The organism is Brumicola pallidula DSM 14239 = ACAM 615 (genome assembly GCF_000428905.1).
In the GTDB taxonomy this organism is placed as follows: domain Bacteria; phylum Pseudomonadota; class Gammaproteobacteria; order Enterobacterales; family Alteromonadaceae; genus Glaciecola; species Glaciecola pallidula.
The window spans coordinates 1-19,431 of sequence record NZ_KE386816.1 but is presented as its reverse complement, the minus strand read 5'-3'; the positions used below and the strand labels follow the sequence as shown (position 1 = coordinate 19,431).

Sequence of the window (19,431 nt, the reverse complement as noted above, 5' to 3'; positions counted from 1 at the left end):
TAGCTTACGTTAGTCCTTCAGCAGCCTCGTCATTCCGAGGTTGAATAAGCGTAACCAATGACCGCTGAGTTTACCTTTATATTCTTTATTAATAGTAATGACCGCATCTTTCTTTGATTTTCTTTGCTGCTCTTTGGGGTTTATCAGACCATCATATTTATCTAGGATGGCAAGTAACTTCGCGCCATCACAGATGTCTTCATTTTTGAGTCCCATTGGGTATCCGCTGCCATCGACAAGCTCATGATGTTGCATCACCATTTTTCTAGCTTCATCCCATAGACTCAGGTTTTCCAGCAAACGCGCGCTTTTATAGACATGAGAGCGTAATAAGTTTTGCTCTAAACTAGTTAGAGCAGTCTCTTTATTTACAACCTCTGCTGGCATAAAAGAGATACCAAAATCATGTACGTAACAGGCTACCGCTAACTGCGCTTGATCGATGGGTTTATCATTTAATGCGTTAATATAGAAAGCCAGTTTGGCAATTCGATCGCCTCGCCCTTCGGCATACCCTGCACGCTTTTCAATTGGCTTCATCAATTCTCTAAAAAAAAGTAAATCGACTTCCTGTTCTGAGCTCAAATTTTTCGGGATCCCGCTGCGCGCTAGGTTAACAATATTTTGCGCAGGTGCATCTTCTTGGTGTAGTTGTCGAGACGGTTCAATGAGGTTAACCGCTTTGGCAAGTAAGCCTTCATGGCGAGGCTGATTTGTCGAATCTATTGCTAATATAATTTCAATAACGGCATCATTTAGCTCACTGTCATATTCTGCCTGACCGGATTTCACGCAACTTTCAACAAACACTTTTACTTTGTCCATGAGCAAAAGCACAAGGTCACTCATGTTGCTGGTGTAATCAATTTGGCCTTTTCGAAGCAAATCAAGTAAGTCTTCGAGGTGTTGCAACACATTGATCATCGGTGTAAATGCAACTAGGCCTAAATCACCCTTAATCGTATGCACTGAGCGAAACAAAGCGCGTTGTAACTCATTATCTTTAGGTGTGAGCTCTAACTCTATTAGTGTTTGCTCACTCGCCTCGTATAATTCATTAATTTCTTCAATTAAGTCGTGAAGAATGTCGTCTTCTAATTCTTCATGCTTAAAGATCGGCATAAGTGCTCGCTTACTAAAATTAAGTACAGAGATGTAGTATATCGGCACTGATGCAAAATTCATGCATTAAATCGACTGATAAGGTATCTTCAAGTAAAAATCTCCGTATAATTGCGACAATTGAAGCTTTTTGGAATGTCTGTGCTAGCTATTATTCGAATCATAGCGCTGTTTTTTTATTTTATCGGGGTTAACACCGTACTCTTCTTAATTTACATAACGCGTCCTTTCCATAGAAATAACGTGTATTTAGCTGGCCAATTCTACTCAACTATGACTCGAATTCTTGGCTTAAAAATAGATTTACGGGTGTCAAGCAATGTAGATACTGATAAAAACTATGTGTTTCTTGCTAATCATCAAAACAGTTATGACATTTTAACCATCAGCAAAGGTGCATTGCCTGGTGTGGTCACAGTGGGTAAAAAGAGTATAAAATGGATCCCCATTTTTGGTGTTATTTACTGGCTTTCTGCGAATATCATGATTGATCGCAAAAATACAGGAAGTGCTAGGAATACACTGAACCAAACCCTCGATAAAATGAATAGAAAGAAACTGAGTATTTGGTTCTTTCCTGAAGGTACTCGCAGTTATGGACGCGGATTATTGAAATTTAAAACAGGTGCATTCAGGTTAGCGCTAGAGGCTCAAAAATCAATTGTGCCGGTATGCGCAAGTGAAATGCATAAAAAAGTAAAGTTAAATCGTTGGAATAATGGCACTGTCATTGTCGAAGTAATGGATCCTGTTGAGTTACCAGAAGGACTGAGTGCCCGAGAACTGGCCGTTTATTTTCATTCCATCATGTCTACAAAAATTGATCAGCTAAACGTAGACGCTGAAAAACTAGATAACGCATAAGGTCAATTGACCTAGATTTACAAGATGAGGTTAGTATGAGTCAGCATGACGCCAATGAATGGTACGAATTTAATAAAGAAACAATAGAAGCGTTGATAGACGATGGAAGCGATATGGATCTGCCACACACCATTGAGCATCATTTGGCTTGTAGTGACTTTGATGCGCTTGAAAAAGCCGCCGTGGATGCTTTCAAAGCAGGTTTTGAAGTGACAGATGCAGAAGAGCTTATTCTGGACGATGGCGACACTGTTTTCTGCTTCGACGCTATTGTAGAAAAAAAGCTGGATGTCGATGTATTTAATGCCGACTCAGATAAACTTATCGCGATTGCCGACAAGCACAAGGTCTATTATGACGGCTGGGGTACTTATTTTATTGGCGAAGGTGCCATTGAGCGAGACGAAATCGACGATGATAGTAACTATGAATATGACGATGACGATTGAGATCGAAAATGATCCGCTAGTTTTTGTCGCACCAAAAAGTGAGTCGACGAATACATTTACATAAGGGCACTAGATAGAATGAGAGAGTGTAACCAATGTGGGAAATGCTGTATCAAATATGGTGATGGCGCCCTTTCTGCTACAACCGAGGAAATTGATCTTTGGGAGTTATTTAATCCAGAGATTTTCGAATTTGTTAAAAATAACGAAATTTGGTTCGACCCTGAATCTGGCTTGCGCTTAACAACATGTCCGTTTCTCGAGATTGAGCCGACTAAAAGTCCTCTTGCACAAACAAAGTATATTTGCAGCATATACCTAGACCGCCCCGAAGATTGTCGCCACTACCCGAGTCGCATTGCTGAAATGATTAGAGACGAGTGCGAAATGATCGAGGTTGTCGATTTAAGTGATCATAAACGAGCTCAAGGCAAGTTAGATTTATTGATGCAAGACAGTCGCCCTTCTGAAAATTCATAGCGTTTTATTACCGTTACTAAGCCAAAGTTACACTAGTTCAGTCAGCTGCCGTTCATTTTAATTTCAGATTAGGTTCAGGTTGCTAAGAGCATAATACGTCTTAAGCATTAAACTTAAGGTGATACCTAATGAAAGCATCTAAAAATAAATTTCTTCTTGCAACTACTCCTAAAGCAATAGTATTCGCCTCCATTTTCGCTTTGGGCTGTGTCTCAGCATCTACATTAGCAAACAATAAAACATCACTAGACGACAAGACATCGCAAGATGTCGTGGTTAAAGGAATCGAATATCAGCCCAACATGGTGCGAGAAGACGGTTCTAATTTAAAAGTTAAGAAACAGTTAAAAGATGCCACACCACTTGTTGCTAATTCAACTGCCTCCACACAGTTAACGCTTTCTAAAAAGACCCCCTTGCTAAGAGAGTCTGCTCGCAGTAATGATGATCCTGATTTTTGGATATACGATAGCTTCGTCACGTTTACTGCAGATCTTGACTATGATGGTTACTATTCATCTTTTACACTCGAATTCGATGTTGACACAGTGTATTTATCAGCGCCTATTTACGCCGTAATTTATACCTCAACGTCTGACGTATTTACGCCGTTTTATACCACTGAGGTTTATAATATCAATGGCGACAATACTCAAGACGCTATTATTATTGAAAACCAATTAGTCACTGGCTTTCCAAGTAATGACTATGAACTGATGGTGATGATCTATGATGCTGAGACTGACGAAGTCGTTGCCGTAGCTGATGGTACTGATGACGCTGATTTAGCTATTCTTAGCTTAGAAAGTGAAAATTATGAATACGTAGAGACCGTTGAAGTTGTGGTTATAGAGCATGGTGGTGCGCTAGGTATTGGCTTAATTGCCGGATTATATTTGCTCGCTTGCAGACGATTAAACGTTTAATTTTATTGATCAGTAACTTTCTATCTTTAAGACTTTTTAGATAATAAGGTCTACGACTAGATTAACAAACAAATAAAAAGCGCGCTTACTTACCAGTAAGGCGCTTTTACTTGGTATCATTTGTAATGGTTATACCGCTATTTGCTCGCTACTCTGTTATCCCGTGAGAAGCTAACATAAACACATACTCTTCAGCATAATCACGTAAACGGCCATATCGACCACTATTTGAAAAGTGACCTGCCCCCATGTTAATGCGCATGATTAACAAGTTGTCATCGGTTTTAAGTTCACGCATTCTAGCCGTCCACTTTGCTGGCTCCCAATACGTTACTCGCGGGTCATTTATACCGCCCGTCACCAACATTGGCGGGTATTCTCTTGCAACAATGTTGTCGTATGGAGAATAACTTTGAATGTAATCAAAGGCGACTGGGTCTTCAATTGGATTCCCCCATTCACTCCATTCCGGTGGTGTTAGCGGTAAGTTGGCATCAAGCATGGTATTTAAGACATCCACAAAAGGCACACCTAAGGTTACTGAACGCCACAATTCAGGCGCTTGTATCGTTGCTGCACCCATCAATTCACCACCGGCACTACGACCAGATATGCTGATATTACCCTGTGCTACATATTTTTCAGCAACAAGGTGGCGAGCAACATCGACAAAATCGTTGAAGGTATTCATGCGTTTCTCTAACTTACCGTCTAGATACCATTGGTGACCCAACATATCACTGCCACGAACATGCGCAATTGCATACGAAAAGCCTCTATCGAGAATACTCAGGCGAGTGGTTGAAAAGCTCGGACTTACTGTACTTCCATATGCACCATAACCATATAAATACATTGGTTGACTGGTGTCTTTCTTAAAGCCTTTTTTATACACCAACGTTACTGGCACCATTACACCATCGCGAGCAGGCGCCATAATGCGTTCAGTAACATATTGTGACTTGTCATAACCTGATGGAATTTCTTGAACTTTTCTAGTGGTTAATGCTGTGCTACCGACTTTATAGTCAAAAACCGTACTTGGGGTTATCATAGAAGTGTAATTGATGCGCACGAAGTCTTGCTTGAACTCTGGATTATTACCGTTGTATACAGAGAATACGGACTCAGGAAATGTGACATCATGGTTATTGCCAGCATAATCATAGACTGTAAAACGTTCAATACCATTTTCTCTTGATGTGACGACCATGAAATTTTGGAAATTTTGCATGTCCATGAGATAGCGTTCATCTGAACCCACAATCACTGTCTCCCAGTTATCATAGCTAGGGTATTTATCCGATACTTTGACTAACCTTGAGTTTGTATGGGTATCATTAGCAACGATATAAAAGTAACCATTAGCATGATCAATATTGTTAAGAAAACGCTGCTCTCTGGAGACTAACTGAATAGGTGTTGCAGCAAAGTCAGAGGCTGGTATTACATAGGTTTCAGAAGTTTCACTTTGACCACTGCTAATAACAAGATATTCCTTGCTGCTAGTAAGACCAAAACTAAGAAAAAAGCTATCATCGCTTTCTGCAAATATGACTTTGTCATTTACTTGTTCACTGCCTAGCTTATGTACCTTGACGCTCTCTGTATACCAACGATCGGTTGCCAATGCAGCATAAACAATAGAGCGGCTGTCAGCACTAAATACAATGTCACCGCTGGTGTCGTTAAGTTCATCTGAAAGCATCTCGCCGGTATTTAGATCTCTTACTACGATCCTATATCGCTCATCGCCGTTAGTATTGTAAGAATAAGCAATAAATTGATTATTCGGACTTATTTCCCAATCATCCATTGTGAAATAGTCAAACGGTTCGGCTAACTCTGTGACACTTAAAAAAACAAGTTCTTCATCACTGTCTAATTTGCGACGGCTAAAAGTAAGATATTCCTCACCTAGTTTATAGTAGGACCTATAATCATAGCCGTTTTCAATCCAAGGCACCGAAATTTCAGTGTCATTGGTGCGACCTTTAAATTCCTCAAACAAGGTATCTACTAAGGCTTTTTGGGGCGCCAAAAACGTATTAAAGTAGGTATTTTCTTGATTCAAATAATCAATAATAGGCTGCTCATTAACTTCAGGATAACCGGCGTCCTTTAACCAGTTAAAATGATCAGTAATGGTTTTACCGTGGAACTGAGCCGTAAATGGTATTTTATTTGCTTGTGGTGTTTGGATACTCAGTTGTTTCAGTCGTTGTTGTTCAGCTATCGGCTTTTCTGGCATTTGAGACTCTTGTGATGGTGAGCAGCCTGCTAAAATAGCAAGACTGCACACAGCTAGCGCTGGCGCAAAAAATTGACGTGACATAATTATTCCTTTTAGTCGTATTCCGTGTCGCAGGAAATCGAACCTCAGATAGCGTCGATTTCTGCTTTTTGCGCTTGAATTTTACCCAATTGCATTTCCATATCAGCAAGTTTTGCACGTTCTTTATCAATAACCGCTGCAGGCGCTTTACTCACAAAACTTTCATTGCTGAGTTTACCTTTTGTGCGGAGTGCGTCTTTTTCAATCTTCTCTGCCGCCTTATTTAACCTAGCGAGCTCGGCTTCTTTATCAATCAAGCCAGCCATAGGAATTAAAATTTCCATCTCACCAACTAAAGCAGTTGCCGATGCCGGCGCTTTCTCCCCGAGTGCTAAATGTGTTACCGACTCTAGCTTAGCCAGTTTAGCTAAATAGTTTCCGCTCTTATCCAATCTTGATTGATCGCTTTGACTCACGTTCCTAAGTAAAATTGGTAAGGGTTTTGATGGTGGAATGTCCATCTCGCCTCGGATATTTCGAATACCTACAATGAATGATTTAACCCATTCAATATCATCGATTGCAGCTTGGTCGTGTTTGCTTGCATCAAATTCAGGGAAAGCATCAACCATGATACTTTCTGCCGTTGTTTTATTGCTTGATAGCGGCTGAATTTTTAGCCAAATCTCTTCAGTAATAAATGGCATAAACGGATGCAATAAACGCATCATGTGCTCAAGCACGTTAATTAATGTGTTTCTTGTGCCACGCTTTTCAGCTTCGGTGCTTTGCTCTGAATTTAATACTGGTTTAGATAATTCCAAATACCAATCACAGAATTGATTCCAAGTAAACTCATACAAATGCTGTGCCGCGATATCGAATCGATATTGCTCTATGGCAACTTCATACGCCTTTAGTGTTTCTTGAAATTGTGACCAAATCCAGCGATCAAAAACACTAAGTGACATTTCGCCGCCATCGCGGCCGGTGTCGAATTCTTCGGTATTCATTAAGACAAAACGCGTTGCATTCCAAATTTTGTTGCAGAAGTTGCGATAGCCTTCAACACGTCCCATATCAAAGCTGATATCGCGACTAGTCGACGCCATTGCCGCGAACGTAAAGCGCAATGCATCTGTACCGTAAGCGTTAATACCCTCAGGAAATTCCTTTTGCGTGGCTTTGCCTATTTTGGCCGCCATTTTTGGCTGCATCATGCCAGAGGTGCGTTTATCCATTAGAGAGTCTAGGTCAATGCCATCAATCAAATCAATTGGGTCTAGCACATTACCTTTGGATTTTGACATCTTATCGCCGTTTTCATCACGGATAAGGCCCGTAATATAAATATCTTTAAATGGGACTTTGCCAGTGAATTTTTTCGTCATCATGATCATTCTGGCAACCCAGAAAAATATGATATCAAAGCCTGTGACAAGCACAGAACTGGGTACGAAAGTGTCTAATTCAGACGTTTGCTTTGGCCATCCCATGGTTGCAAATGGCCATAAAGCAGAGGAGAACCAAGTGTCTAAAACGTCTTCATCCTGTCTCAATTTAACTGCATCAGGGATGTTGTTTTTCTCTCTTATTTCCGCTTCATTGCGACCAACAAAAATTTTACCATCTTCATCAAACCAGGCTGGAATACGATGTCCCCACCACAACTGGCGTGAAATGCACCAATCTTGAATATTATTCATCCATTGGTAGTAAGTCTTGTTCCAGTTCTCCGGTACAAATCGAATTTCACCACTTTCTACCGCTTCAATTGCCGGTTTTGCAAGTGACTCAACGGCCACATACCACTGATTAGTCAGATAGGGTTCGATGACAACACCGGATCTATCACCTCTAGGAACTTTGAGTTTATGCTCATCAATTTTGATTAGCACCTCGGCTTCTAGCAAATCAGCAACAATCGCAGCACGAGCATCAAAACGATCCATGCCTTGGTATTTAGATGGCACGACGTCATTTAATTTGGCTTCGTCAGTCAATATATTGATAATATCAAGGTTATGACGTTTGCCCATTTCATAGTCGTTGAAGTCATGTGCGGGGGTTATTTTAACGCAACCTGTACCAAACTCTTGATCAACATAATCATCTGCAATAATAGGGATTTCTCTGCCCGTTAATGGCAAGGTAATGGTCTTACCAATAAACTCAGCATAGCGCGCATCATCCGGGTGAACAGCAACGGCTGTATCGCCTAACATAGTTTCAGGGCGCGTTGTTGCTACCACTAAGTGACCCGAACCATCGGTTAATGGATAACTCATATGCCACATATAACCATTTTCTTCTTCGCTAATAACTTCTAAATCAGAAACAGCAGTGAGTAATGCTGGATCCCAGTTAACGAGACGTTTACCGCGGTAAATTAAGCCTTCTTCATGCAATTTGATAAAGACTTCTTGTACAGCATCAGAAAGACTGTCATCCATGGTGAAAACTTCACGTTCCCAATCCGGGGATGTCCCTAAACGACGCATTTGCTGAGTAATAGTCCCGCCCGACTCTTCTTTCCAGTCCCAGATTTTTTTCACAAAACCTTCCCGACCTAGATCGTGACGAGTTTTGCCTTCCGCATTTAATTTACGTTCTACCACCATTTGGGTTGCAATACCGGCGTGATCTGTACCGCACTGCCAAAGCGTATTATTGCCTTTCATACGTTTGTAACGGACTAAAGCATCCATAATAGTCTGTTGAAAAGCGTGTCCCATATGCAAGCTTCCAGTGACGTTTGGTGGCGGCAATAAAATACAATACGGTTGACCTTCTCCAGACGCTTTAAAATAGCCTTGTTGCTCCCACTTCGCATAGCAATCTTTTTCGATATTGCGGGGGTCGAATGTCTTATCCATTAATTACTCTCGTTTATTTGATTAGCCGGGGTAAACTGCATATTGCAACCGGCTAATTTATACTGCTTGTATCTTTCTCGTGCTTGCTGCTTTTGCGTTTCTTCAACAGGCACAAAATCAATAATATGTTGATATTGCCGATGATTTTCTATCATGGTCTGCGATAAATTAATGAGCGTATGACGACTATTTAACGCTTGCCCTAACCATGTAATTTCAGCTGGTGTCCCTTGTTTAGGACCCTCGCCCACTAAATTATGTGGGATAAAACTATCTACTGGGTGTTGCCAAACGAATTCGTCGACACCCTCAGCCTGCTGCTTGTCAATGCACAATACCGCTGCCCATTTGCGTTTCTTTACGGTCTCTAATAGTAAGTAAGAGCAGGCTTTTAATATGTCCTGCTTTGCGTCTTGGCTATTGTTGTCCAATTGATAAAAAGTCACGATTGGCATTTTTTGTCACGTCCATCACAAAGAAGGTAGTCTGCTTTGGACCCTTCTTGATTTACTAGTTGCAATGCAAACTGCATAGCAAAATCGCTATTTCGTGTTTGCCTGCTCAATTGAACAGGCGCTTGGCCGCGGAATTGACTGCAAGAAACATTAATCATTAATCTTCACTCACTAATCCTGCTTTGTTAAATAAATACTGTGAAAGCATTGGCACAGGTCTTCCAGTAGCGCCTTTACGAGCACCACTTACCCAAGCAGTTCCTGCAATATCTAAATGAGCCCAGTTGTACTTCTTGGTAAATCGAGATAGAAAACACGCGGCTGTAATTGTCCCCGCTGGTCTGCCGCCCACATTCGCCATATCTGCAAATGGACTTTCAATCAATTCTTGATATTCATCCCAAAGCGGCAAGCGCCAGGCCTTGTCAGAGGACTGTTCAGATGCATTTAGCAATTCATGAGATAATGGGTTATGAGTACTTAGCACTGCAGTTGCATGAGGACCTAATGCAATTACACACGCGCCAGTTAATGTCGCAATATCAATAACTGCTTCAGGCTCATATCGCTCAACATAGGTAAGCGCATCGCACAATACTAATCTGCCTTCAGCGTCAGTATTGAGCACTTCTACCGTTTGCCCCGACATAGTAGTCAGGATATCACCAGGGCGATATGCATTTGCATCTGGCATATTTTCACAGCCAGCAATTACGCCAATAACATTAATAGGCAGATTCAACTTGGCGACTGTATGCATGACACCTAGCACTGAACTTGCGCCACACATGTCGTATTTCATTTCATCCATGTTGGCACTTGGTTTTATTGAAATACCACCAGAATCGAAGGTTAGTCCTTTACCCACCAACACAATCGGTGCTTGTGAAGCGTCAGCGCCTTTATGATGAATAATACTCATAATTGATTCGTTAACTGAGCCACGTCCAACGGCCAAGTAGCTGTCCATTTTGAGTTCAGCCATTTGTTTTTCGCCTATTGTTTCGAGGCTCAGTGACGCATAGTCTTCTACCAGCAAGGCTGCTTGCTCATTCAAATATTTGGGATTACAAATATTCGGCGGCATGTTACTAACATCTTTTGCAACTAAAACACCTTTGCTAATAGCTGAACCATGTTCAATGGCACGTTCACCTGATGTTAATTCTTTGCGCGTTGGAACATTAAACACCATTTTGCGCAATGGACGACGTGGTTCCCCTTTTTTAGTTTTTAGTTGTAAAAATGTATACAAGGTATCATTAGCCGCTTCCACTGCTTGGCGAACCTTCCAATAAGTGTCTCTGCCTTTAACATGCAGCTCTGTTAAAAAACAGACCGCTTCCATTGAACCCGTTTCATTTAGTGTTTGAATTGTTTTCGCAATAATTTGTTTATATTGTCTTTCGTTTAGCTCCCGCTCTTTACCACACCCAACAAGAAGAATGCGCTCACTTAACACACTAGGTACATGATGTAACAACAGCATTTGCCCGGCTTTCCCCTCGAGGTCGCCGCGACGAAGTAAGTTACTAATATAACCGTCGCTTATTTGATCAAGCTGCTCCGCAACATGGGTAAGGCGACGAGGTTCGAATACGCCAACCACTATGCAAGCACTGCGTTGCTTTTCTGGACTACCGCTCTTGACGCTAAATTCCATGATATATCCTCAATGATTATGCTTAGTTTGTCTGCTTAAAACCGAGATTGCTTTGTTTTCAGGTTCATGCGAAATAAAATATATTTATCTGTGTTAGCAAAAGAATTCTTTATGCTAAACTTATACGCGATTTATATATGTTGTGTGCATTAAAACAGTTAGAAACACTCAGTTTACTGATATATCTGCACCTTTCCACTATAACCTATGATTTCATCAGTAACAAAATGCTAATTTTCCGATATTTATTGCGCGAAACATTCAAATCACAAATGGCTGTATTTTTAGTACTTATGGCAATTTTCATCACACTTAAATTTGCACGAATTTTAGGTGATGCTTCCGACGGTGATGTTCCGGCCGATTTAGTACTTGGTTTCATTACACTTTATAGCCCAATTTTAGCCTCACTAGTACTGCCCATAAGCCTATTTCTAGGCGTCATGTTGGCACATGGCCGCATGTATGTCGACAGCGAGATGACAGTTCTAAAGGCTTGCGGTGTAAGTGAGTGGTATATCACCAGAGTTACTTTGCTATTTGCGGTCATCTTGGCATTAGTCACCGCTGTTGTAACACTTTACCTCGCTCCGGCTGCTGCAGAAAAAGAGTATCAATTGCAAGAACAAGCCACCGCAAAATCTGGGCTTGCCTCTGTAATGCCTGGTCGTTTTCAACAAACGGGAAATAATAAAGCAGTCATATTCGTTCATGATGTTGATTCTGATAGTAAGCAATTACAAAAAATATTTTTGTCGCAGCGCAGTCGAGACGATAACAAAATGCTTCTTATTTATGCTAAAACTGGCACCATCGAAACAAGTGAAATAGGTGACCAGCAACTAGTGTTATTTGATGGTAACCAATATGAAGGTTCAAGCACCGACCAAGCTTTTCAGATCGTAAATTTTGATGAGTATCGAGTGACTATAGCGCCAAAAAATCAGGAACAAAAACGTCGTAAACTAGTCGCATTACCCACCTCAGAACTCATGAAATTGGATAGTATTGAAGCTATTGCAGAGCTGCAATGGCGGATTGCTATTCCCCTTTCGTTACCATTTTTAGTGCTTATTGCAGTTCCACTGAGTGCCGTTGACCCTAGACAAGGCCGTTTTGGTAAAATGTTTCCAGCTCTGCTGTTATATCTCGGTTACTTTTTGTTGCTACTTGCTAGCCGCCAAGTTTTAGAAGATGGGAAATTGCCGCCGGCATTGGGCTTATGGTGGGTGCATTGCGTGATGTTGCTGGTTGGCGTGGGTTTAATCGCGCGAGACCGCAAAACAGGTGTGGTTTTACGTCAACTATTTTTAAGGAGAAAAGATGTTTCGTCTCCTTGATTTATACATAGCACGTACTCTTTTAGGTACGGTAACTGTGACACTTTCAGTTTTAGTTGGACTAAGTGCGCTTATTAAATTTGTTGAGCAAATGCGTCGTGTAGGACAAGGCGATTATGATATGACCTTGGCTGCTTTGTACGTGCTTTTGAGCTTACCGCGAGACATCGAACAATTTCTGCCTATGGCAACACTTCTTGGTGGCCTAATTGGTATGGGGTTATTAGCACAAAAAAGTGAGCTTGTTGTTATGCAAGCATCTGGTTTAAGCCGCTGGAATATTATAAATTCTGCTATGAAGTCACTTATTATATTGATCATTGCAGTAATGATGTTAGGCGAATGGGTGACTCCTCGCAGCGAAGCAAAAGCAAAAGAAATTAGAACACAAGCATTGTCAGGAGGTAGTCTGATTTTATCGGACGAATTATTCTGGGCCAAAGATGGTAGTGACTTTGTCAGCATTGGTGAAGTGCTCTCAAAAGAAACACTGCGAGACATTACGGTATATCAATTTAGTCCCGAACTTGAATTAACGACGGTTTTAACGGCCGATGCTGCACTTTACAAGGGTGAAAGTTGGGAGCTGCAGAACGTTAGTTTACTGACGTTTTCACCAACAAAAATAAATAAATCAGAAGCCAACACTTTGTCTTGGGATAGTACATTAACTCCTGATAAATTGGGCATTGTAGCGATAAAGCCTGAAGCATTATCTATTCAAGGTTTGGTGGGTTACGTAAAGTATTTGAACAACAGTGAACAAGATTCAGCGCGTTATGAATTAGCATTCTGGCGAAAAATAACTCAACCAATTTCAGTGGCGGTGATGTTACTAATGGCGCTGTCATTTATTTTTGGCCCTTTACGCAGCGTAACAATGGGTGCACGAACAATTATGGGTGTCATGGTTGGATTTTCCTTCTTCATTGCTAACCAAGTATTTGGCCAAGTTAGCCTTGTATTTCAATTACCCGCATTTATTGGCGCATTGCTTCCTAGTGCAGTGTTTGCGGGCATTGCTATATTGTTATTAAGACGTCAATAAGATTAGCGTTACCAACTTTTATGATCGTTTGCTTCTTTGGAAAGATGTAAGACTTCGGTTTGCGCAATTCTATCTTGGAGTGATTGCTTGTTCTTCACATCTAACAATACCAACAATGTTCCTAGACCTAAAAAAGCAGTAATTAGTCTAAGCAGAAGTCGCGCATAACTGATGTTTTTTTGGTCTTTTAAATTATAGATCTTGAGCCTCCAAGCACGCATGCCTAATGTTTGTCCGCCATTTTTCCAGAACCATAAAAAAAAACCTCCAATCCACAGCCCTACCCAAACATTAGCTGTTAACTTAAGTAAATCGTTGGACTGAAAATAATCCATATAATTTTCAAAACCACGATTTTCAAGCACTTGGGTTTGAAACAGAATAAGCACCAAAACTTGGAAAGTTAACCCTGATAACATACCCACAGCTGCAGCGACTAGTCCATCGTATACCATGGCAGCTAAACGTCGAAAAAATCCTGCACGTTGATACGACTTTTCAGTTTTTTGTGCCTTTGGGTCATTTTTTGATGTGGATTTACTTGGTGTCAACGTTTACAGCCTCTAACAAATGAAATTAACAGAACCAACATACGCATATTATCACTGTTTAGCCTCGCAACAACATCTGCAAAACTATTTTTATTAGCTAAACAGCTTATCTTTTGTGCATATAGGTAAAATAAGACTTGATACATGATCTTAGATAGATATAATGCTCCCCCAGTTGACACATGTCGAGTGGCACTCTGTGCCAGAGTGGCGAAATTGGTAGACGCAGCGGATTCAAAATCCGCCGGTAGTAATACTGTGCCGGTTCAAGTCCGGCCTCTGGTACCAAATAAAACCTGTTGCGTTACAACAGGTTTTTTTATTTCAGGACATTGTTACACTGGATGATAAAGCGAGGCGAGCACCGACAGTGCTAACAACCAATATTATGGAATGTAGGCTGGCTAAGTACATTACTGAATTTGCCTTAAAGCGCTTTCAGTCTACGCTTTGAATCCACTCCCCAGTAAAAAGGTTGCTATCATTGCTATAGCGCCCCAAAAAGTCACTCTTAATATACCTTTATGAAGTTTTGCACCACCTAAAAATGAAGATATTGCACCAAGCGCTCCTAGTGCAATCAACGTAACTAGCACTACCATCGCTGCTATGTTTTCATAACTAGCGAAAAGTACGATAGATAGAGGAAGCAAAGCGCCGACTGTGAAACTGATTGCGGACGATACCGCAGCTAAAACGGGTTGAGCTTTGGAATTGTCCACAATACCGATTTCATCTCTTGCATGAGCCCCTAGCGCATCTTTAGCCATCAACTGTCGTGCAACTTGCAAAGAAAGTTCATATGCCAGACCGCGCTTTTGATATATTTCAGCTAACTCAATTACCTCTTCTTCGTAATTATCCTTTAATGCATTAGCCTCAATCAACAAATCGCTTTTTTCCGTATCTGATTGCGCACAAACTGAGACGTATTCACCAGCAGCCATAGAAATAGCACCCGCAACGAGCGCAGCAAGAGCAGTGACCAATATCGACTCGTAAGCTAGGTTTGCTGCGACAACTCCTATAATGAGGCTAGAAGTAGATATGATCCCGTCATTAGCGCCCAAAACCGACGCTCTAAGCCAACTCACTCGGTGTTGACGATGCTGCTCTTCGTGTAACATTGTGTTTCACTCCTAGCTATTTGTATAAAATAAACGTATAAAATAAACGTATAAAATAAACGTTCAAAACAGGCCCTGCATAAATAATGCAGTAAGTTGCTGAATACTCGATTGCACTGATGGGCTAATTATGGCCCATCAGGCAGCAACACCTATACCTGTCAATGCTAGCCTTTACCTTGTGTTCGAGTACGATGTGGTTTTGCGTTTTTTTCAATGAAATCAAACACTAAATCTGCCACATCTTTCTTAGTTACCGTTTCTATGCCTTCTAAGCCAGGTGACGAGTTGACCTCCATTACCACAGGTCCTCTAGATGAACGTAGTAAATCAACACCGCACATGTTTAAGCCCATAATATTTGCTGCAGCCACGGCGGTCGCTCTTTCTTCTTTGGTAAGCTTGACCAAAACGGCTGAACCTCCACGATGTAAATTTGAACGGAATTCGCCTTCAGCCCCTTGTCGCTTCATTGCGGCGACCACTTTATCGCCAACCACAAAACAACGAATGTCGGCACCGCCGGCTTCTTTTATAAACTCTTGGATCAAAATGTTTGCATTAAGTCCCATAAATGCTTCCACAATAGCCTCTGCGGTTTTAGTTGTTTCTGCTAATACAACACCTATTCCCTGAGTACCCTCAAGCAGCTTAATAACACAAGGTGCGCCACCAACATTTTTGATTAAATCCTTAATATTATCTGGCCTGTTTGCAAAACCAGTTCTTGGTAAACCAATACCCTTTCTTGAGAGTAATTGCATTGAGCGCAATTTATCTCGAGAACGACTAATTGCTACAGATTCATTGATACTATAACTACCTGTCATTTCAAACTGTCTAACAACTGAGGTGCCATAAAATGAAACAGAAGCGCCAATGCGAGGGATAATAGCGTCATACTGTGGCAATTCTACCCCTTTCATTCTAACAGCTGGGCGGTTACTGGTGATGTCCATATAACAATGCAGAGTGTCTATAACATCAACTTCGTGCCCCCTGGCCTCTCCGGCCTCTTTTAAACGCCGAGTTGAATAAAGTTTTTTATTTCTAGAGAGAATAGCAATTTTCATCTTTATTACCTTTACTTATTAGCTTTTAAGAGTTTTTCGAAACTGTATTATAAGATAATTAAGAAATAATCAAAATAATATTTAACTATTTCGAGTTAGTAAGACCTTTAAAATACGATATAATTTAAACGACGAACTAATGTGTAAAACATGTTCATTTTAGGTACTACAAATACACTTTGTGAAAAACATGAATGATGACAACAAATAAGCAATGATAGAGCGAATTTGAATTTGCGCTTGGCAAAACAAAATCTTGGCGCATTGATGGAAGCCTCATCGCGATTAGACGTAATCTTCATGGGTGGGCTATTTGGAACAAAGAAACTGAATTACATGCACCAATGCTAATTAGTAAACCAATAGGGTACTTTGATGATCCAGATTATAAGCGATCAGTGAGATATACAAGCAGTGGGCAAATTAACATAGAACCGTGGTTAGCAAATTGAGTAATGATGTCAATTTCCGTCTCAATTAGTGATATTGTCAGTAAGGAATGCCGTTTCAACTGCCCTACAACATGGGGCAGTTAATATTGTGAATGCTTCCGCTGCTATTGAATGTCAATATCCAAATGATATCCAGAGTACTTTCTGATATTAATTACTCGGTCTTGATCGAGTAACAGATATTGACCTTTAATCCCTTGCAGTTGCCCTTCAAAACCCAGCTCTTTATCTAAGTTAATGGATTTTATTTTAGTGGGATATACATCAACAGGATACCTGATATTAATAATATCTGACTCAATATCGGCTATCGACTGAATGCCAAATTGATTTTTTAATTCGTTAAGTTGAGGTGCTGCATTTTTTAGCAAGGTGTCTTTTAGGGCTTTCAAATCGATAGGCTCAGCCTCACCTTGCAACATTTTACGCCAGTTGGTTTTATCCGCAATTTGTGCCTTTAACGCAATTTCGACTAAACCACTCATTAATCTATTTTGAACACGTAAAATTGGGATAGCTTGAGACGCTCCTTGATCAATCCATCGAGATGAAACACCATCAGTCACAAACCGAGTTATACCTACTTTTGCGTTCCCTGTATTTGAAAGGTAAACAAAGTGTGATTGAAGACAATTCGCCTCTCCCCAGGATGGTTCTCGACAGGTTCCTTGATGATAGTGACACTTTTCAGGCTTTATTATACAGATATCGCATTGTGCTAGTTTAGTTAAACAAGGATAACAGTAACCTTGATTGAAGCTTTTCTTAGTTTTTCTACCACAATGAACACAATTAATTGTTGCTTGATAGTTAACGGAAATACGCTTTCCAATAACGTCATTCATGTTAATCGCGGTATCTCCAACATTGAGTTGATACTGCGCTAAATTGTCCGCGTTTACATCTACGGACATCTTTTTAATATTGCCGGAAAGTACGGTCATAATACTCTTAATCAAAACATAGATAGCACAATGATAAGGTTATCTGGTTTAGCTTACAAACAAGACACGAAGATTATTTGTAAAATGACGTTTTATTTTGAAATACGGTGTTAGTAGATTGAGTTGTATCACGTTTATGTTAACTTGCTAAAGATGTTTTTTGTTTAGCTATTGTCGATGCTTTACACCCTAATGGACAAAATATGCCGAATAGTCACTTTAATCAATTGTTAGAGAGCGCGAAGTTTGAGTCTATTCAATACTTGGATAATTGCGATAACCTGCCTGTATTTCCATCGGATGAAGCACTCAAATTACTACAAATGTTTAATGAAGCGCTACCAACTGATCAAAACAATCCACTAGAGACGCTTAAAAAATTAGCTGATATAGGTTCACAAACTACGGTTAAGCATGGAGGAAGCCGCTACTTTGGTTTCGTTAATGGCGGTATTCTTCCTATCGGCATCGCGGCGCGTTGGTTAGCTGATACTTGGGATCAAAATGCGGCACTGAGCGTGATGTCCCCGATTGCAGCAAAGCTAGAAGAAGTATGCCAACAATGGCTTATACAGTTACTACATTTACCCCCTTCCAGCAAAATGGGTTTGGTCGGTGGAACCTCTGTTGCGACACTCTGCGGGTTAGCTGCTGCCAGAAACCATCAATATAAGAAACTTAATTGGGATATCAATGAGAGAGGCCTGGCGGATGCGCCTAGATTGCGCATTATTATGGGTGATCAGACGCACGGAACAGTGACAAAGATGGTTAGACTGTTAGGCTTTGGTTCGCAGTCTATAGAGCTTGTTGCATCGGATGACCAAGGTCGTATTATGGTTGACTGCCTACCAGAAATCGATGGATCGTGTATTCTTATCTTACAGGCTGGGAATGTTTGCTCGGGATCGTTTGATGACTTTAGTGCGCTTTGCAGTATAGCCAATCAATCAGGCGCTTGGACTCATATAGATGGGGCCTTTGGATTATGGGCTGCAGCGTCTGCGCAATTAAAGCATCTAACGGTGGGTATGGAATTAGCAGACTCATGGTCAGTAGATGGACACAAAACACTAAATACACCGTATGATTGTGGTGTTATATTATGTAAGCATCCAGATGCTATCACTGAGGCTTTGCATCAGCAAGGAAGCTACATTGATTATAGTAAGACACGAGACAATATGGTGTACACACCTGATATGTCACGTCGTGCACGGGGTATCGACCTTTGGGCATGTATGCATCATCTGGGTGAAAATGGTATTGCTACCTTAATGAATAAACTACACGAAGGTGCAAAGTACCTAGCAGAACATTTGAACGCTATTGGTTACGTTGTTTTAAATGAGATCCATTTTAATCAGCTGATTATTCATGCCGGTAGTGAAGAACTAACTAGGCAAGTGTTAAAACGTATACAGACCAGTGGCGTTATATGGTGTGGCAGTGCCACTTGGAAGGGACAATTTATTATCAGATTGAGCGTGTGCTCTTGGCAAACCAATGAGAAGGATTTAGCAAAAGCGGTTGAAGCCTTTAAAACAGCGCTGCGTTAAACTATATAGCTAAATAGTTTAACGTCTAGAAAGAAAAAACCCGTCACAGGGACGGGCTCTTAAATGGGAGCCTGACGGTGTGCTACTCTCACATGGGGAAACCCCACACTACCATTGCCGCTAATACGTTTCACTTCTGAGTTCGAAATGGGATCAGGTGGTACCGTATCGCTATTGCCGTCAGGCATAAACTGGGTGCAACATCATCGCGCTCTGTGCGATAACGC

Annotated in this window: 16 protein-coding genes, 1 tRNA gene and 1 rRNA gene; 8 read left to right on the top strand and 10 right to left on the bottom strand. The window is 40.9% G+C overall.

The features are described from left to right. Positions 1-9 precede the first annotated feature (9 nt). Positions 10-1,122: an HD domain-containing phosphohydrolase gene (locus G399_RS0116245; RefSeq protein ID WP_006014659.1), complete on the bottom strand. Its 1,113-nt coding sequence runs from the start codon at positions 1,120-1,122 to the stop codon at positions 10-12. A 141-nt stretch (positions 1,123-1,263) separates the two neighbouring features. On the opposite strand from G399_RS0116245, the gene G399_RS0116240 reads away from it, so the two are divergent. From G399_RS0116240 to G399_RS0116225, 4 genes are all read left to right on the top strand, one after another. After that, complete coding sequence (locus G399_RS0116240; RefSeq protein ID WP_026843813.1) at positions 1,264-1,986, top strand: 1-acylglycerol-3-phosphate O-acyltransferase; 723 nt, start codon at positions 1,264-1,266, stop codon at positions 1,984-1,986. A 35-nt stretch (positions 1,987-2,021) separates the two neighbouring features. Next, positions 2,022-2,435 carry a ribonuclease E inhibitor RraB gene (rraB, locus tag G399_RS0116235; RefSeq protein ID WP_006014661.1) on the top strand — a complete coding sequence of 138 codons (414 nt, stop codon included), beginning with the start codon at positions 2,022-2,024 and terminating at the stop codon, positions 2,433-2,435. Between the two features lie 78 nt (positions 2,436-2,513). Next, positions 2,514-2,915, top strand: coding sequence for a YkgJ family cysteine cluster protein (locus G399_RS0116230; protein ID WP_006014664.1), 402 nt, complete (start codon positions 2,514-2,516; stop codon positions 2,913-2,915). Between the two features lie 128 nt (positions 2,916-3,043). Next, entirely contained in the window at positions 3,044-3,841 is a 798-nt protein-coding gene (locus G399_RS0116225; RefSeq protein ID WP_006014666.1) for a choice-of-anchor H family protein, read from the top strand. A 148-nt stretch (positions 3,842-3,989) separates the two neighbouring features. Here the strand turns inward: G399_RS0116225 and G399_RS0116220 are convergent, their stop codons facing one another. The 4 genes from G399_RS0116220 to pepA form a co-directional block, all read right to left on the bottom strand. Beyond that, the gene (locus tag G399_RS0116220) at positions 3,990-6,176 is read right to left on the bottom strand and encodes a S9 family peptidase (RefSeq protein WP_006014668.1); all 2,187 of its coding nucleotides are present in this window, start codon (positions 6,174-6,176) and stop codon (positions 3,990-3,992) included. A 44-nt stretch (positions 6,177-6,220) separates the two neighbouring features. Further along, complete coding sequence (locus G399_RS0116215; RefSeq protein ID WP_006014669.1) at positions 6,221-8,992, bottom strand: valine--tRNA ligase; 2,772 nt, start codon at positions 8,990-8,992, stop codon at positions 6,221-6,223. Further along, complete coding sequence (locus tag G399_RS0116210) at positions 8,992-9,447, bottom strand: DNA polymerase III subunit chi (protein WP_006014670.1); 456 nt, start codon at positions 9,445-9,447, stop codon at positions 8,992-8,994. The genes G399_RS0116215 and G399_RS0116210 overlap by 1 nt, the downstream gene beginning before the upstream one ends. 157 nt (positions 9,448-9,604) lie before the next feature. Continuing rightward, on the bottom strand, positions 9,605-11,110 hold the full coding sequence (gene pepA, locus G399_RS0116200) for a leucyl aminopeptidase (RefSeq protein ID WP_006014672.1): 1,506 nt from the start codon (positions 11,108-11,110) through the stop codon (positions 9,605-9,607). A 227-nt stretch (positions 11,111-11,337) separates the two neighbouring features. Here pepA and lptF point away from each other — a divergent pair, with 227 nt between their 5' ends. Continuing rightward, entirely contained in the window at positions 11,338-12,450 is a 1,113-nt protein-coding gene (lptF, locus tag G399_RS0116195; protein ID WP_026843812.1) for an LPS export ABC transporter permease LptF, read from the top strand. Further along, on the top strand, positions 12,434-13,498 hold the full coding sequence (lptG, locus tag G399_RS0116190) for an LPS export ABC transporter permease LptG (RefSeq protein WP_006014674.1): 1,065 nt from the start codon (positions 12,434-12,436) through the stop codon (positions 13,496-13,498). Before lptF ends, lptG begins: the two co-directional genes overlap by 17 nt. A gap of 8 nt (positions 13,499-13,506) precedes the next feature. Here lptG and G399_RS0116185 read toward each other — a convergent pair whose 3' ends face one another. Continuing rightward, complete coding sequence (locus G399_RS0116185) at positions 13,507-14,049, bottom strand: RDD family protein (RefSeq protein WP_006014675.1); 543 nt, start codon at positions 14,047-14,049, stop codon at positions 13,507-13,509. A gap of 201 nt (positions 14,050-14,250) precedes the next feature. Between G399_RS0116185 and G399_RS0116175 the strand changes: the two genes are divergently transcribed. Continuing rightward, positions 14,251-14,337, top strand: a tRNA-Leu gene (locus G399_RS0116175). Between the two features lie 155 nt (positions 14,338-14,492). Here the strand turns inward: G399_RS0116175 and G399_RS0116170 are convergent. The 3 genes from G399_RS0116170 to G399_RS0116160 form a co-directional block, all read right to left on the bottom strand. Further along, positions 14,493-15,176: a VIT1/CCC1 transporter family protein gene (locus G399_RS0116170; RefSeq protein ID WP_006014678.1), complete on the bottom strand. Its 684-nt coding sequence runs from the start codon at positions 15,174-15,176 to the stop codon at positions 14,493-14,495. Positions 15,177-15,343: 167 nt separating this feature from the next. Further along, positions 15,344-16,249, bottom strand: a complete 906-nt coding sequence (gene rimK / locus G399_RS0116165; protein WP_006014679.1) for a 30S ribosomal protein S6--L-glutamate ligase — start codon at positions 16,247-16,249, stop codon at positions 15,344-15,346. Positions 16,250-16,805: 556 nt separating this feature from the next. Then, complete coding sequence (locus G399_RS0116160; RefSeq protein WP_006014681.1) at positions 16,806-17,645, bottom strand: DUF2797 domain-containing protein; 840 nt, start codon at positions 17,643-17,645, stop codon at positions 16,806-16,808. A gap of 203 nt (positions 17,646-17,848) precedes the next feature. On the opposite strand from G399_RS0116160, the gene G399_RS0116155 reads away from it, so the two are divergent. Further along, complete coding sequence (locus tag G399_RS0116155) at positions 17,849-19,204, top strand: pyridoxal phosphate-dependent decarboxylase family protein (RefSeq protein WP_006014683.1); 1,356 nt, start codon at positions 17,849-17,851, stop codon at positions 19,202-19,204. A 69-nt stretch (positions 19,205-19,273) separates the two neighbouring features. Here the strand turns inward: G399_RS0116155 and rrf are convergent. After that, positions 19,274-19,389: ribosomal RNA gene (gene rrf / locus G399_RS0116150) — 5S ribosomal RNA — on the bottom strand. Between the last annotated feature and the right edge of the window lie 42 nt (positions 19,390-19,431).

What these genes read in the sequence shown, in the direction of transcription:
- G399_RS0116245 (WP_006014659.1), bottom strand. Translation starts at nt 1,122, where the DNA reads ATGCCGATCTTTAAGCATGAAGAATTAGAAGACGACATTCTTCACGAC.
- rraB (WP_006014661.1), top strand. Translation starts at nt 2,022, where the DNA reads ATGAGTCAGCATGACGCCAATGAATGGTACGAATTTAATAAAGAAACA.
- G399_RS0116230 (WP_006014664.1), top strand. Translation starts at nt 2,514, where the DNA reads ATGAGAGAGTGTAACCAATGTGGGAAATGCTGTATCAAATATGGTGAT.
- G399_RS0116225 (WP_006014666.1), top strand. Translation starts at nt 3,044, where the DNA reads ATGAAAGCATCTAAAAATAAATTTCTTCTTGCAACTACTCCTAAAGCA.
- G399_RS0116220 (WP_006014668.1), bottom strand. Translation starts at nt 6,176, where the DNA reads ATGTCACGTCAATTTTTTGCGCCAGCGCTAGCTGTGTGCAGTCTTGCT.
- G399_RS0116215 (WP_006014669.1), bottom strand. Translation starts at nt 8,992, where the DNA reads ATGGATAAGACATTCGACCCCCGCAATATCGAAAAAGATTGCTATGCG.
- G399_RS0116210 (WP_006014670.1), bottom strand. Translation starts at nt 9,447, where the DNA reads ATGCCAATCGTGACTTTTTATCAATTGGACAACAATAGCCAAGACGCA.
- pepA (WP_006014672.1), bottom strand. Translation starts at nt 11,110, where the DNA reads ATGGAATTTAGCGTCAAGAGCGGTAGTCCAGAAAAGCAACGCAGTGCT.
- lptF (WP_026843812.1), top strand. Translation starts at nt 11,338, where the DNA reads ATGCTAATTTTCCGATATTTATTGCGCGAAACATTCAAATCACAAATG.
- lptG (WP_006014674.1), top strand. Translation starts at nt 12,434, where the DNA reads ATGTTTCGTCTCCTTGATTTATACATAGCACGTACTCTTTTAGGTACG.
- G399_RS0116170 (WP_006014678.1), bottom strand. Translation starts at nt 15,176, where the DNA reads ATGTTACACGAAGAGCAGCATCGTCAACACCGAGTGAGTTGGCTTAGA.
- rimK (WP_006014679.1), bottom strand. Translation starts at nt 16,249, where the DNA reads ATGAAAATTGCTATTCTCTCTAGAAATAAAAAACTTTATTCAACTCGG.
- G399_RS0116160 (WP_006014681.1), bottom strand. Translation starts at nt 17,645, where the DNA reads ATGACCGTACTTTCCGGCAATATTAAAAAGATGTCCGTAGATGTAAAC.
- G399_RS0116155 (WP_006014683.1), top strand. Translation starts at nt 17,849, where the DNA reads ATGCCGAATAGTCACTTTAATCAATTGTTAGAGAGCGCGAAGTTTGAG.